This is a genomic window from Sphingomonas sp. 1F27F7B (assembly GCF_005503355.1).
Taxonomy (GTDB): domain Bacteria; phylum Pseudomonadota; class Alphaproteobacteria; order Sphingomonadales; family Sphingomonadaceae; genus Sphingomonas.
In genome coordinates, this window is record NZ_SCMK01000039.1 from 19,579 (window position 1) to 33,156 (window position 13,578).

16 protein-coding genes are annotated in these 13,578 nt (G+C 60.5%); 4 read left to right on the forward strand and 12 right to left on the reverse strand.

Translation table 11 applies throughout. The annotated features are described in order from the left end of the window. Positions 1–5 precede the first annotated feature (5 nt). Entirely contained in the window at positions 6–2,813 is a 2,808-nt protein-coding gene (locus FFS08_RS22505) for a TrlF family AAA-like ATPase (RefSeq protein ID WP_137864893.1), read from the forward strand. A gap of 89 nt (positions 2,814–2,902) precedes the next feature. On the opposite strand, the gene FFS08_RS22510 is transcribed toward FFS08_RS22505, so the two are convergent. Beyond that, positions 2,903–4,681 carry a ParB/RepB/Spo0J family partition protein gene (locus FFS08_RS22510; RefSeq protein ID WP_137864892.1) on the reverse strand — a complete coding sequence of 593 codons (1,779 nt, stop codon included), beginning with the start codon at positions 4,679–4,681 and terminating at the stop codon, positions 2,903–2,905. A gap of 59 nt (positions 4,682–4,740) precedes the next feature. Beyond that, on the reverse strand, positions 4,741–5,133 hold the full coding sequence (locus FFS08_RS22515; protein WP_249341274.1) for a DUF3768 domain-containing protein: 393 nt from the start codon (positions 5,131–5,133) through the stop codon (positions 4,741–4,743). 453 nt (positions 5,134–5,586) lie between these two features. Here FFS08_RS22515 and FFS08_RS22520 point away from each other — a divergent pair, with 453 nt between their 5' ends. Next, positions 5,587–5,937, forward strand: coding sequence for a hypothetical protein (locus tag FFS08_RS22520; protein WP_137864891.1), 351 nt, complete (start codon positions 5,587–5,589; stop codon positions 5,935–5,937). Between the two features lie 66 nt (positions 5,938–6,003). Here FFS08_RS22520 and FFS08_RS22525 read toward each other — a convergent pair whose 3' ends face one another. The 4 genes from FFS08_RS22525 to FFS08_RS22540 are packed head-to-tail and all read right to left on the reverse strand — an operon-like array spanning position 6,004 to position 8,052. Then, entirely contained in the window at positions 6,004–6,246 is a 243-nt protein-coding gene (locus FFS08_RS22525) for a hypothetical protein (RefSeq protein ID WP_137864890.1), read from the reverse strand. A gap of 11 nt (positions 6,247–6,257) precedes the next feature. Continuing rightward, positions 6,258–6,878: a DUF6884 domain-containing protein gene (locus FFS08_RS22530; RefSeq protein ID WP_249341273.1), complete on the reverse strand. Its 621-nt coding sequence runs from the start codon at positions 6,876–6,878 to the stop codon at positions 6,258–6,260. An 11-nt stretch (positions 6,879–6,889) separates the two neighbouring features. Next, positions 6,890–7,678: a hypothetical protein gene (locus FFS08_RS22535; RefSeq protein WP_249341272.1), complete on the reverse strand. Its 789-nt coding sequence runs from the start codon at positions 7,676–7,678 to the stop codon at positions 6,890–6,892. Next, complete coding sequence (locus FFS08_RS22540; RefSeq protein ID WP_137864889.1) at positions 7,675–8,052, reverse strand: hypothetical protein; 378 nt, start codon at positions 8,050–8,052, stop codon at positions 7,675–7,677. Before FFS08_RS22540 ends, FFS08_RS22535 begins: the two co-directional genes overlap by 4 nt. A 372-nt stretch (positions 8,053–8,424) precedes the next feature. Here FFS08_RS22540 and FFS08_RS22545 point away from each other — a divergent pair, with 372 nt between their 5' ends. Together FFS08_RS22545 and FFS08_RS22550 are read left to right on the forward strand one after the other, a co-directional pair. Then, positions 8,425–8,820: a hypothetical protein gene (locus FFS08_RS22545; protein WP_137865106.1), complete on the forward strand. Its 396-nt coding sequence runs from the start codon at positions 8,425–8,427 to the stop codon at positions 8,818–8,820. A 17-nt stretch (positions 8,821–8,837) separates the two neighbouring features. Continuing rightward, on the forward strand, positions 8,838–9,029 hold the full coding sequence (locus FFS08_RS22550; protein WP_137865105.1) for a hypothetical protein: 192 nt from the start codon (positions 8,838–8,840) through the stop codon (positions 9,027–9,029). 17 nt (positions 9,030–9,046) lie between these two features. On the opposite strand, the gene FFS08_RS22555 is transcribed toward FFS08_RS22550, so the two are convergent. The 6 genes from FFS08_RS22555 to FFS08_RS22580 form a co-directional block, all read right to left on the reverse strand. Then, entirely contained in the window at positions 9,047–10,309 is a 1,263-nt protein-coding gene (locus FFS08_RS22555) for a Y-family DNA polymerase (RefSeq protein ID WP_171012775.1), read from the reverse strand. A 9-nt stretch (positions 10,310–10,318) separates the two neighbouring features. Next, the gene (locus FFS08_RS22560; RefSeq protein ID WP_137865104.1) at positions 10,319–10,753 is read right to left on the reverse strand and encodes a LexA family protein; all 435 of its coding nucleotides are present in this window, start codon (positions 10,751–10,753) and stop codon (positions 10,319–10,321) included. 93 nt (positions 10,754–10,846) lie between these two features. Continuing rightward, on the reverse strand, positions 10,847–11,281 hold the full coding sequence (locus tag FFS08_RS24160; protein WP_137865103.1) for a hypothetical protein: 435 nt from the start codon (positions 11,279–11,281) through the stop codon (positions 10,847–10,849). Positions 11,282–11,340: 59 nt separating this feature from the next. After that, positions 11,341–11,874, reverse strand: a complete 534-nt coding sequence (locus FFS08_RS22570) for a hypothetical protein (RefSeq protein ID WP_137865102.1) — start codon at positions 11,872–11,874, stop codon at positions 11,341–11,343. Next, on the reverse strand, positions 11,871–12,080 hold the full coding sequence (locus FFS08_RS22575; protein WP_137865101.1) for a hypothetical protein: 210 nt from the start codon (positions 12,078–12,080) through the stop codon (positions 11,871–11,873). The genes FFS08_RS22570 and FFS08_RS22575 overlap by 4 nt, the downstream gene beginning before the upstream one ends. 69 nt (positions 12,081–12,149) lie before the next feature. After that, positions 12,150–13,100, reverse strand: a complete 951-nt coding sequence (locus FFS08_RS22580) for an ArdC family protein (protein ID WP_137865100.1) — start codon at positions 13,098–13,100, stop codon at positions 12,150–12,152. Between the last annotated feature and the right edge of the window lie 478 nt (positions 13,101–13,578).

A 13,578-nucleotide genomic window follows, 5' to 3' on the forward strand; every position in this document is an offset into this window, starting at 1 on the left:
GAAGAATGGACAAGGGCGCGCACTTTTATCGGTGTGATTTTCAGGTTCACACGCCCCGCGATCTTCGCTGGACGGGTTTTAACGCCACCACTGACGAAGAGCGTGCGGCTTACGCACAGAAGCTCGTGGCGGCGTGCCGCGAGCGCGGAATCCAAGCTATCGCGATAACTGATCACCATTGCATGACGTTTGTGCCGTTTATCCGACAGGCAGCGGCCGAAGAAACCGGCGCTGATGGCGCTGAATTGGCAGATAGTGCGCGTCTTGTCGTATTTCCCGGCATGGAATTGACGCTGGGTGTGCCCTGTCAGGCAATCGTGATTTTTGATGCTGATTTCCCGAATGACTTTCTGCCCAACGTGCTGACTGCCTTTACGATCAACCAAAATGGCCCCGAGCATTCAAAAATCGCTGAGGTTCAGCGACTTGACCATGTGCAAAGCCTAAAGCAGCTCAAGGAGGATCTAGATAAACATAGCTTCCTACGCGACCGATATACGATTTTCCCCAACGTATCCGGGGAGGGCCAGTTTTCGTTATTGCGTAACGGCATGGCTGGAAAATATGCAGAAATGCCATGGGTTGGCGGATATACAGATGGGCAATTTTCTAAACTTAAAGACGGCCCAAGGAATATTCTATCAGGTAGGGAAAAGGCATGGGGCAATAAGCGCATTGCCTGCATCCAAACGTCTGATAGCCGACGTGACGATCACAGCACCCTCGGCACGCCTTCTACTTGGATCAAATGGGCTAGGCCTTCGGCCGAAGCGCTGCGGCAAGCCTGCCTGGCGCAGGAATCCCGTATCGGGCTCGATACTCCTCGCGTTCCCGAAACATATATTGCAAGCCTTAGTGTCAGCAATTCCAGCTTCCTCGGTCCCGTCGATCTGGCACTCAATCCTCAATATAGCGCCCTGATTGGTGGGCGGGGGACGGGGAAATCCACGGTACTGGAATACGTCCGATGGGCGCTATGCGATCAACCACCCACCGATGATATCGATGATGCGCCGAACTATCAGGCACGTCGTTCCCGCCTGATCGACAAGACATTGCGGCCGCTAAATGCCACGGTCCAAGTCACTTATGTTCTTAATGGCGTGCCCCATTTGGTTCGCCGCTCAAGCGTCGATGGCACTGTTCAGATGAAAATCGGGACGGGTGAATTGCGCCCCTGTACCGAAGAAGAAGTGCGCGCTTTGTTGCCCATTCAAGCATACAGCCAGAAACAGCTCAGCGACGTGAGCGTGCGAGTGGACGAGCTGACGAGGTTCATTACCGCCCCTATTAAAGGCGATCTCGACCGATTGGAGCGGGCAGCTACCGACCGCGCCAACAGGATCAAGGAATCTTACGCAACGCGGCAACGATTCCGGGAACTGTCCAAAGTCCTGAATAATCGCCTTTTAGAAGAGCAGTCGATCACCGAGCAAGCCAATGCTCTGCGCGCGTCACTCTCCGGGCTGAGCGACGAAGATCGTCAGCTTCTTGAACAGGGGAAGGACTATTCAGCGGCAAATGCCCAAATTGGGGCATGGCGGGCTGGCGCAGGTACTGTTCATCAGAAAGCCGAAGAGCTGCGTAAAATTGTGGAGGGACAAATTGCGTCCCTGCAGCCATCACCTGACAAGCCCGACGAAGAGCGTGAAGTGCTGGAAAAGGCCCAAGCGGCCTATTCACACCTTCTCGACGCGGCATTGTTATCCCTGTCCACGCTGACGGCGGCGGCGAAATCAATAACGGAGCCACAACCTGATGCGGCTTCCGTTGATCCGTGGAGCGAATGGGAAACGCACTATAAGGGCTTCCAAGACAGATATAATGCTGCCGTGCAGCGGTCGTCCTCCCACGGCGAAAAGCTGCAGCAGCTTGGCTCATTGGAGGCCAAAGTCCGCGAACTATCGGAAGAGGCCACGCGGACACGCGAGCTTTTAGCAACACTCGCCTCGGCCGATGCCAACTATATATCGGCGCGCGATGAATGGCTTGCGGCACAAGCCGAGCAGGATGCCCTTGTTGAAAGGGAATGCACCGAACTTACGGCGCGATCAGGCGGTGCAATCCGGGTTAGCGTGAAGCGGCAGGCTGACAGCACTGCATTCGTGGAAACGCTGCGCCAGGGTCTTTCAGGTTCTCGGGTCCAAGGCAACAAGGTTGAAGCGCTTGGCGAAGCGATCACCAATGCCGCCAATCCTGCAGCGGCATGGCTGCAGATTTTGGATGATCTGGAGAAAATCGCCGATCATGATCCCGGACATTCTCCTACCGAGGCCCGGCCACAAGCGCCCTCTCTTGTGGCCGCAGGGCTGACCTCCAACGATCTTGATCGCATGTGTCAAACCTTGCAACCGGAAGTGTGGCTCACGCTTTCCCTGACACCGATTGCCTCGGTTCCGATCTACGAGTTTCGCGCGCGCGAAGGCGAATATATTCCCTTCGAGAACGCATCTGCAGGGCAGCAGGCAACCGCTTTGCTAAAAACCCTGCTCAATCAACCCGGGCCGCCGCTCCTCATCGATCAGCCCGAAGAAGACTTGGACAACCCTGTTATGCTCGAAATCGTCGAGCAACTTTGGGAAGCGAAGCGTCTCCGGCAGATCATTTTCGCTAGTCACAACGCCAATCTCGTCGTGAATGGTGATGCTGAACTCGTTGCTTGGTTTGGCTATCGAGCCGCAGGCGACGAATCTCGCGGTATGATCCAAGGCGAAGGAGCAATAGACATTCCTGAAGCCCGCGAGGCCATCAAACGCATCATGGAAGGCGGCGAGAGCGCGTTTAGGCTGCGTCGCGAGAAATACGGCTTCTAAATCCGCTATAAGTGAGACACGCGGAAGCCATGTGGTAGTCCGATCTTGAGAAGGGGCCGGTGGAGCGGAACACTCCACCGGCCAGCACATCATGCAACCTCGGACATTTCGCCTTCGTCCGTGGGTTGCTCGGCAACAGGTGCAAAGCGGCGCGCCGGTTCGGGCAACCAGCCTGCGGGCAGGCGTTCGTTGACGATCACAGCAAGGTCGCCCTTCTTCTTCTTCTCGCAATCGGCGGCGGCTTGGTCCCCGCACTCATCGGCAAGGATGGTCAGCAATGCCGTCCTTTTCAGCCGGTCAAAGAAAGGCTGCGAAGGCGTCCAGACGGCCCCAAGGTCCAGTCCTGCGGCCTCTGCATATTCGTCCGCGCTCTGCTGGCGCGATCCTGTGCCACCATTATCGAACACGGTTCCGTTCAACGTGATGGCGACAAGGCCCGCAAGCAACTGCATCTTGTCGGCCTGCTCCATTGCGCGGATCGTGGCAAAGCGGGCATCGGCGGGAATATCGCCAAATCGCTCGACAAGCTGCGGCTCCACGCGCTCGATGCTGCTGCTGCTCAACAGTTCATCCTCAACATTGATACTGGCCCGAGTGGGCTTAATGTCGGCGCCAACGGTGTAGCTATATTGGCCGTGGATGAATTGGGCCGTCAGGCTGTCTAGCAGAATGTCCAAGGCAAGATCGGGCTGCGCAGCAACGGCCTGCTGCAAGGCGAGGGTGCGAATGCCGGTAAGCCGCTCGATCATGCTCGCGGCATAGGGACCGCTCTCGGTCGCATCTGCTTCCGGCTCCTGCTCGATGACGGCGCGCCAGTAGCGGGTCTGCAATTCCCCGCGATACCCGACATAGGCGCAAACGCCCCCCGTCGCCTTCTGCTCGTCCGTGTAGGACGTAAGGGCTTCGTCAATCTTCTCGCGCTGGTCGATCAGGTCTGCCAGTTCCTCGCTGTCGCCCTGCTGCTCAAGTTCCTCGATCTTGGCATCAATGGTCGCAAGCGCCTCGGCTTCGGCCTCCGTAGGTTCGCGAGTGATGGGGTGGAGATAGCCGCGATTGTAAATGTCGCTCGGCGCTTCCTCGCAAACCTCGACAACATGCCAGCCCTCGGTCTGAAACTCGGCCTTGATTCCGTCCAGCTTGGCACAAAGCAATTCGTCCAGAATATCGGGGCAGTCGGCAAACCCATGATCGCCAAACAGGGTGCGCGTGATGGTGCCGCCTGCGGCCTGATAGGCTTCCTCTCCAACATAGAGGAAAACCGATGATGTGGTTTCGATCTTCTCGGCGGTGAGCGCGCGCCGGATCGCATTTGGATTGTTACCGCAACGCTCCATCGCCTCGATCTGCGCTGCATGGTCATCGCTAAGGGTCAGCGCCTTGGCGGCATCCATGCCGATCTGGTCGGCGGCAAAGGCGTCGAGAACAGCCGGGGCAAGACTGCCAAGGCGCAGCAACTTGGCAACGTGGCCGGTGCTGTGGCCGAACCGTGCGGCAATGTCCTCGGCGTTCAAACCGCCATCATCGCGCAACGCGACATAGGCCCGCACTGCATCGGCGGGGTGCATGTTCTCCCGCTGCTCGTTCTCGATCAAGGAGAGTTCCACGGCCTCGGCCTTGTCTTTGATGATGACGGGGACGGGGAAGGTGGCAGGAATTGCCTTGCGCTTGCGAAGGAGGTCAAGGCCGCGCAGGCGTCGGCCTCCCGCGAACACCATATACTTGCCGCCTTCCTCATAGACTGCAAGGCTCTGCGCAATGCCGTGAGCCAGGATCGAAGTTGCCATCTGCTCGATCCCCTTCGGCTCGACCTTACGGACATTGAGAGGGGAAAGGCGAAGCTGCGAAAACTTAACGGTGGTGACGGTCATGATGGAAATCCTTGAATGGGGAGGGTGAGGGCGGGCGTTGCCGCCCTCGATGCTGCCGATCAGTATTCGTCGGCGCGAAGGATGGTCAGGACGCGGCAAGTCTGCGCGGCATCTGACGGGTCGGGCGAACCCCATTCGGTTGCGCGGTCGTAATAGTCGATCTTCCAGAAACAGCGGGTATCGGCCCATGTGAACGTGCCGAAATCCCTTTCGCCGTGCGGGTTGTTGCCCTCGCTGAAATCATCATAGCTGGCGACAATCCCGGCAAGTTCGGCCTGCTTGGCAAGCGACGTGTCGGGGTCGGCGTCCACCAGTGCGAGAATGCCCGCTGTCATCACAACGATGTTAGGGGCTGGGCTGTCCAGCTTCGCGCGCATCTGGTCGTTGAGCGCCGCGACGACTGCACGATAGGCCGCGATCTGGTCGGCGGTCATAGTCGCGAAATTCATCATGTGCTTTTCCCTTCTTAAAATGGAGCCGAAGGCGATGGCCCCATCGACTTCTGCCCACTGGCGAAGTGGGTCGGTGAATGCCGCAAACGGGGGCCGATCATGGGGGAGGGGGATCGCCCGTCCTGCACGGAGCGCAGCGGAGGAAGGGCGGGGAAACCCCCATGATCGCCAAGCGAGGGAGCGCAGCGAGTGAGACGGTCCAGCCCTTGCGGCAGAGGGCCGGAACAGGCCCTTGAACGATCAAACGGCGCGGCGGCTTTGCCGCCCCGATCCTGTGCTGAAGGAGAATAATGCCATGGCCCGCTATGGGCGGGCCGTGTCGATCTGCCCGCGTGTCGGGATGCCGGCGATCAGCGTCCTGGCGCGCGCGAACAGGCAACGTCGCTGAATCTCGGAAACGAGATCTAGCGTCCTCATGTGGACGGTCTGGCGGTCGGTTGATATGGATCGGGCATGAGCAACATCGACCGAATTTTCCCGCGCTGGGCCGCATCGTGGGGGCTGCTTGCCCGCTCAAATGCGCTTGTGCGGTCGCAATGCAAATGCTGCGGCATTCAACAGCGGGTCGATGCTTCGGTGCAGGCGCTTCGATTTGGCGGGGCGGCTTCTCCCGTCGATCAGCTCGACAAGTGCAGCGTGGTCGGCTGTCACGGCACAACCTATTTCATGGTTGCGCGGACCTATGGCCGTGACTGGATCGCGATGCTTTCGCGCGCCGATCTGCGCGATGGACTGGCAAGCGCGGCTCCTGCGGCGAATGCGGTTTCGCTCGATCTGGTGCGCGTCGGCCAGCCTCGCGGCTGATTTCCCCGGAACGATAGGCGCGCCCGCACCTGGGCGGGCGCGCCGGAATTTTCGGCCTGGCTCTCGTCAACCGGGAGCGGGCAGGCATTCGATGATGCCGCGTCCCTCCCGCGTGACAGGTCGGCCCCAATCGTCGCGCTCGTTCTTGCGCCAGTGATAGCGGAAGCGGCTCGGCTCTCCCTCGATGGGCGCAAGACTGTAGCGAAAGCGCCCTGAATGTCCCTCGGTCCATCCTCGCGCGATGATTTCGGCAAGGTGGCCCTTCTGCGTTGCGGTCAGGTGCAAACCTTCGATCAGGCGGATAGACATGCTCGATCCTTTCAATTCCGGGTGAGCCAAGCGAGTTGCTGGCCGATTCCAAGCCCCTCCATCGGGACCGATGCGCGCCGCTCGATCTGCGGCCAAAGGGGATCGCGATAGTTGCGGCCTGCGAGAACGATCAGCGGCGCGGCGGCGTCGATCTGCTCGCCCATCGCCTCGATCACGCGCGCGCCCCATTGGCGGCGCTCGTCTGCCTGCATCGCGCCTAGTGTCTCATCATAGGGTGCGATCACGGTTTCCGGGGCTGTCAGGCCATGCTTGGCGGACAGGATGAACCATGCGCCGCCCTGTCGTTCGACATAGGCGCGGGCCTTCTGGAACCATGGCGAGGCGTAAAGATTGCGCGCCGGGGCGGGGCGGTCCAGCTTCGCGGCCACGCAAGCGACTAGGAAAACCGGAGACGGTGACGGGGCAGGGTCGATAACAGGCGGCGGCGCTGCCTCAAGATCGGCAATGACGGTGCAGCGGCCCCATTTCTGCAACTGGCGCTGCCATCCTTTCGGCGGTCCTTGGCGCTCGGCAACATGGCTTAGGGTCGGTCCACCGAACAGGTCGGGTTGCTCCCCGATGCGCTGCACCGGGGGAATATAGCGGGGTTCGCGAATGCAATGGCGGGCCATGCTCGATCCCCTCAAAAGGCGAAAACGGTCTGACCGCTCGCCTCGGTGAAGCTGGCGCTATCGCCTGCGGCGTAGCGGTCGCGGCCCATGGGCGACCATTGCAGGAAGCCGGAACGGTCATAGGAAAACCAACCGTCCTCGATCCCGATGATGAAGGACCAAGCCTTATCTTCGGCGCAAGGTCCGTGAAGATGGATCGGCCAACGCTCGGCCCCGCGTTCCTGCTGACAAGCTGACGGCTTGGCAAAGCTGCGAAGCAACCCGGCGCGGTCGGTCGGTTCGGTAGCTCCCATTTCCCGCATGATCTGGCGGGCCTCGGCGGTGGTGATATGGCCGCTCGCCGTCTTGTCCTCATGGTGCGAGTAGGTCAGGCCATAGACAACGGCATTGAAGATGCTGCGCGGCTCGGTGAACTCCTGCGTTTCCAGCAAATCACGCCATTTGCCATCGCTGATAAGGTCCACGGCATGATGCCAAAGGCCATGTTCGCGATTGCTGTAGCCGTAGCGGTTCGTCACGCCCTCGCGGGCGATCTCGATCCCTAGAACGCTCTCGACGTGCTGCACGAAAGGATGGGCGGCAAGCAAGGGATGGCGAAGGCCGATCTTGCGCGGCTCGTCCTGCTCTGCGCTGATTACCTCGATGGGAAAACGGAACAGGCGCGACGGCAGATTCCACGGCGCGGGAAGCTGGAAACCATGAGGCACGTTAAGCGCCCCATTTATGTCCAGCAGGAAGCCATTGGCAGCAAGGCCAGCGGCAACGATCTGGTCGCCCAGCGTGTCGCCCGCGCCGCTCACTTGCCTGCCTCCAATTCGGCGGTGCGAGCAATGATGCGCTCGAAATGGGCGGAAAGCTCCTTTGCGGTGCCGTGGGCGTCCAAACGGCAATCGGTGTAGTAGGAAACCTTCTCTGCATGTTCCCGATGCCAAGCCGCGTTATGGCGTCCACGATCTGCGAGCGCGATGGACGCGATGCGGAAGGTGACGCGATATTCCCCCTCGTTCTTGGTGATCGTCATGTGAGGCAAGGCGCGAACCGCTGCGAAAAGCTGGCTGTCGGTCCTCATGGTGCTGTTTCCCTTTCTTAAAATGGAGCCGAAGGCGATGGCTCCCATCGACTTCTGCCCGCTGGCGAAGTGGGTCGGGGAATGGCGCAAATAGGGGCCGATCATGGGGGAGGGGGATCACCCGTCCTGCACGGAGCGCAGCGGAGGAAGGGCGGGGAAACCCCCATGATCGCCAAGCGAGGGAGCGCAGCGAGCGAGACGGTCCAGCCCTTGCGCCAGGGGGCCGGAACAGGCCCCTAGAGCAAACCATACGCGGCGGCTCAACCGCCTCAATCTCGCCCTTGCCGGGGCTTGACCCGGCAAGGGGAAGGCTATCGTTAAAGGGGAAGGATTGCTGGTAGGGGGCGGTACATAGAACGGCCCCAGATATGCGCTTAGCGCCAGCAGGCCCGCGCAGGGGGCGCAAACCACCAGTTTTTCGATCATTGCAGCGACTAGCTGCTATGAACCAATCAAATTGGTTCGCTATTTGTGCTGTTGTCCAAGACTTTCAACAATGCCAATATCTACGGCGAATATTGGGGATCTCAAATGGGCAAAGGTAGTTATCTGGGCGGCTCAACTCTGGGATACGGCGACGTCAAAAAAAATACGGGCAAAGCATCGCGTTTCTCATCAAAAATGATGGAGGCCTACAACCTACGCACGATGACAGCCGCCGAGCGCAAGGCATATCACAGAAACAAAATGCGAAAAAAGCAGGCATTAGCGGCAGCCTCGGCGGCGAATAAGAAGGTTGTCGCTACCAAACAGGACGTTCAGATGCTTCCAACGCTGAAACCCGGTGACCTTGTTCCAGCGAGCCAACTCAAATCCATGATACGCGAAGCGAAGGCAGCCTGTTCTCGAACTTCTTTACACAAGAAACGTTAATTAGCGGGCGGCATCTATTGCTGACACCTGGCAGGGTCGCCCCAAGGATACAGGTTACGGACAACGCTGGTGACAATGCCGCTGCCGTTGCAGCAATGACCGATGCGGAATTGGTGGGTCTATGGGACCAGGTGCAAGACCCGGAAAATCTCACACCGCTTGAACAGGCGGTCATTGATGAAATGGAGCGGCGCGAGGTCGATTTCTAAATTCCTGTCCCCGCGTGTCAGCGCGCGACGGGAATTTCTTTAATCCGGGTCGTCCATGCGGGGCTTTTCTGGCTGCGCTTGGTGTCGAAAGCCTTGGGGCCGTGGCCCTGCGCGGCCAGCATGATCGTATTGCGACCGAAGCGGCTGTTCAGCCCGTCCATCGCCGCCAGTAGCGCGGGTGCGCGTGGATCAGGCGCGGCAAACAGGTCCGCTTGGCCCTGCCCTTGCGGCGTCAATTCCTCCAAGAGAACGCCGCATTTCGTGTAGACGCCCCCCGGCTGAAACATCGCCTCTGTCATCTGGCCGACAATCCGCAGAATGACGCGCGGGTCGTTGGTCGGCGGCGATAGCCGCGCCGATCGCGATGCCGATGGCGGATTGGGGCGGTAGCGCGAGCCATGAGCAAAGGCCATCAAGCGGCTCGCGACGAGGCCCTGGGCGCGTATCTTTTCGGCAGCGCGTGCAGCTCGCCGCGCCATCGCTTCGCGCAGTTCGTCCAGAGTCTTGACCGGCTCCCCGAATTGCCGGGTGACAGCGGTATTCTTCAAAGGGTCGGGTTCAAGTTTGAAATCGACGCATTCGATGCCGTTAAGCTCCCGCACTAGGCGTTCCAGCACAACCGATCCCACGTCACGCGCGACCGCTGGCGCCATCGCGGCGAGGTCGGCGGTTGTCCGAATGCCAAGGGGGCGCAGGCGCGCTTCCAGCGCGCCGCCGATGCCCCAAACCTCGCCAACCGGCCATTGCTCGAAAAGGCGTCGTCGCAGCTCGGTATCGTGAAGATCGACCACGCCGCCCCATACCTTTTCGGTTGCCTTGGCGAGCGCGTTGGCGACCTTCGATAGTGTGCGGGTCGGACCAAGGCCGATCCGTGTCGGCAAGCCGACTTGGCGCAAAATATCCTCGCGCAGCTTGTGCGCGGCCTCAACATCGCCAAGGCCGTTCGGCAAGGTCGGGGCGCGGTAAAAGCTCTCATCAATCGAGTAGATTTCAACGGTGTCGGAATGCTCGGCAATCACAGCGTTGAAGCGGCGATTGAGGTCCGCATAGAGTTCGTAATTGCTCGATCGAAGCTGGATGCCGTGGCGCGCGATGCGGTCGCGGATTTTGAAAACCGGCTCGCCCATGCGGACATGCAACGCCTTCGCTTCCTCGCTGCGCGCGACCGCGCAGCCGTCATTGTTCGATAGGACAATGACGGGAACGCCGCGCAGCGAGGGGTCAAAAAGGCGCTCTGCGCTCACATAGAAGTTCTGCACGTCCACGATGGAATGGGTCATGGCTGCGACCTAGCGGCGGAAATCTCGGACGCTGGATCGGACAACGCCCCATATTTCGACGCCCTCGGCGCTGGTCGGTTCGTAGTGCTGATGCCGGTTTCGAGCCTCCAACATCATCCCGCCCTGACGGCGAGCAAGCTGGCGGCAGACAAAACCGCTATCCACGATTGCTATGACGATATGGCCTTCAACGGGCCGGGTGTCCCGGTCCACGACAACAACATCATCGTCATAGATTCCGGCCTCGATCATGCTGTTGCCGCTGATCCGAAATACAAAGCTGGCAGCCCGGTCGAGCCTTAGAAGCTCGATCAGGCAAATGGCGTCCTCCTGCCAATCTTGGCTTGGAGACGGAAAACCGGCCCCCGCTGCGCCGATGATGTGAGGAATTAGACCCTCTGGCACCTCGGCAAGCGGGACCGGCTGCATTGGCGGCAGCAACATGATGATTCCCTTCGCTGCCCATAATAGCGCACATGAGAACGAAAAAGGAACAGAGGTTGTGAAGCTATCCGCGATGGCAGCGCAATCGGCCTGCTATCGCGGGCATTTCATGTCGCTGCGCCAGTAGCGATCCCAGCGAACAACGGTGCGGGTCGCAAGCATCGCGCAATTGAGGTTCCGCCCATCTGCCAACTGGCAGAATGCGGCGGTTCGCGCGCCCTTGCCGTTGCCGCTCGAAAGGCAACGCATGGTAGGCGCTCGGACGCGCGCATGATCGAAGCGAGCGCCCCCGAACCGGACACGGCCCCGCGAGCCCCCCAAAAGCCCGACGAGGGCGCTCATGGCTGCGTCTGCCGATGCGGTCGGGCAGGGATGCCCTGGGCGGCATGAGCCGTCGCGCTCACGCGCGGCAATCCCGGCAAGCCGGATGCGTGGCCCCTCGGCGCACCATATGGGGCCGTCGCCATCGGCAACGTGGGTCGGGGTGCAGGCGAATAGCAATCCAGCGGCGATGACGGGAGCGGCCATGATTTCATCTTTCTATGACGCAAACATAGGCGCGGGCCGTGAGGCCCGCGCCGCGATTTTCAATCCCGGCCCTCAAAGCGCGCGATCAACCGTTCGGCAATGGGCCTGATTTCATCAAGGCGGGCGGTGGCGGTGCAATCCGAACCGATGGCGGCGCTGTATGTGCCGCCGTCGAGTTGGACGACGCGCACAAGCCAAACATCGCGGCGGATTTCGCATTGATCGGGCAGGGGCCGTTGCATGATTTCATGGAAGGCAAGATCAACCCATTGGCGGGTATCAGGATCGCGCGCCGCGTCCGCATAGTCGGCGCGGCTCGCCATGACGCTAAAGTCATCGCCTATCATGAATTGCTGTTGCCGATCGCGCCGCTCCTGCTCGATCCTTTTAACGCGATCCTTCTCCGCGCGCTTCATCGCCTGCTTGAATCGAACATCGTCGGCGCTGCTCGCCAGCGCGGCAATGATGGTCGGGACGCGCGCGGGCATGTAATGGCCCGCGCGCTCTGCGGCCTCGATCACATATTGCAAATCGGCAATCTCGGTCGGGGTGAAGGTGGCGCGAACGGCGCTCGCGGTATTGCTGATCTTCATGGTTGCGGCTCCGGGTCAGTCTTGGCCCGGTAGGTCGCAAGCCCGATCCACGATCCGGCGTCACCGCGAAACTGGCGCACAACATCGCCGCCGTCCCAATGGCCGGTGAAGATGCCGCGCCGGTTGATGCCTCCGACTGGTCGGGTGCGCGCTGCCAAAAGGCGGGCGCGGCGCGTATCTCTATCAATGTGGCGCATCGGTTCCATGATACTGCTTCCTTTCGGTCGATCCTTCGGGAACGGGGGAGGGGGGCGACGTGGTGCCGCCCCTCTAGGTCATGCGGCGCGAGCCATGGCGGGCGCGTTCATGTGGGACAGGATCAGTTCGCTTGCTGCCTGTGCTGCGGTCGCGGCGCGGAAAATCGCGCGCTTGTCATTGCGAAGGGCGGTAAGCCAGGACGCAACATAAGCGGCATGATCTTCGCGCTCGGTCGGTTCCATGCCAAGCTGGGCGCAAAGCATGGCGGCTCCGATCTCCGCAATCATCTCTTCCTCGGCCCTGATTGCGCGGTCCTTCCCATAATCGCGCAGGGTTTCGCGGGCGAGCCGGTGGGCGCTGCCGCTGCTATGGATCGCCTCATGCGCAAGGGTGGCATAGAAGGCATTGCCGGTCACAAAGTCCGCAAAGGCGGGCATCTGGACACGGTCGGCGCTGGGGTCGTAATAGGCGCTGCTGCCGCCCTCACGATAGGGAACGGGCCAGCGCGCAAAGGCTGCATCAAGCTCGCTGTCGCGCTCATCGCGGTTCTTGATTTCGATCTGCGGAGCGGGAAACTTGCTCATGTCCAAGCCGTCGATCTGCTCGACATTGAAAACGACATATTTTTTCAGGAATTTGCGGGTCGTTTCCTCGCCCTCGGCATTGGTGATGGGTTCGCCGGTTTCGCCATCCTTGGGGGTGAAGCTGCCAGCGTGAACGACGAGATTGCCCTTCTCGCCCTTGCGGACCTGTCCCCCAAGCTCATGCGTCTGCCGGTAGGTCATCCAATGCGGGTTGGTATATCTGCGCTCCATGGATGCGGACCAAAGCAACAGGATATTGATGCCACGATAGGGGGTGCCTTCATGGCGAAGCGGAAGCGATGCCGCGCCCGATGCCCAACGGGGCGACCATGGGCGGGTGCCTGCCTCTAGCAGCGTAACAATCTGGTTGGTGACTTCCTCGTAAACGTCGATCCGCGCGGCGCTGGTGGTGGTCTTGCGGGCCTTGCCGGTGTTCCGTGCCATGTGCATTCCCTTCTTAAAATGGAGCCGAAGGCGATGGCTCCCATCGACTTCTGCCCGCTGGCGAAGTGGGTCGGGGAATGGCGCAAATAGGGGCCGATCATGGGGGAGGGGGATCACCCGTCCTGCACGGAGCGCAGCGGAGGAAGGGCGGGGAAACCCCCATGATCGCCAAGCGAGGGAGCGCAGCGAGTGAGACGGTCCAGCCCTTGCGCCAGGGGGCCGGAACAGGCCCCTAGAGCAAACCCATACGCGGCGGCGCGCCGCCTCGATCGGGAAGGCGACGGCACGGCGCACCCAACAAAAAAGCCGCAAGTTCCGCGTTGCGGATCTCGCGACTATTTTGTGCGCTGATCGTCACCCGAATGGGCGTCACCTCAAGGTTTGTGCGCCAGACAACGATTTGGCAGACATAATGCGAACATCGGCTAATTAGCGAGCTTGAGGCGCGACATGGGATCGTTGAGCTGGCGGAATTCAC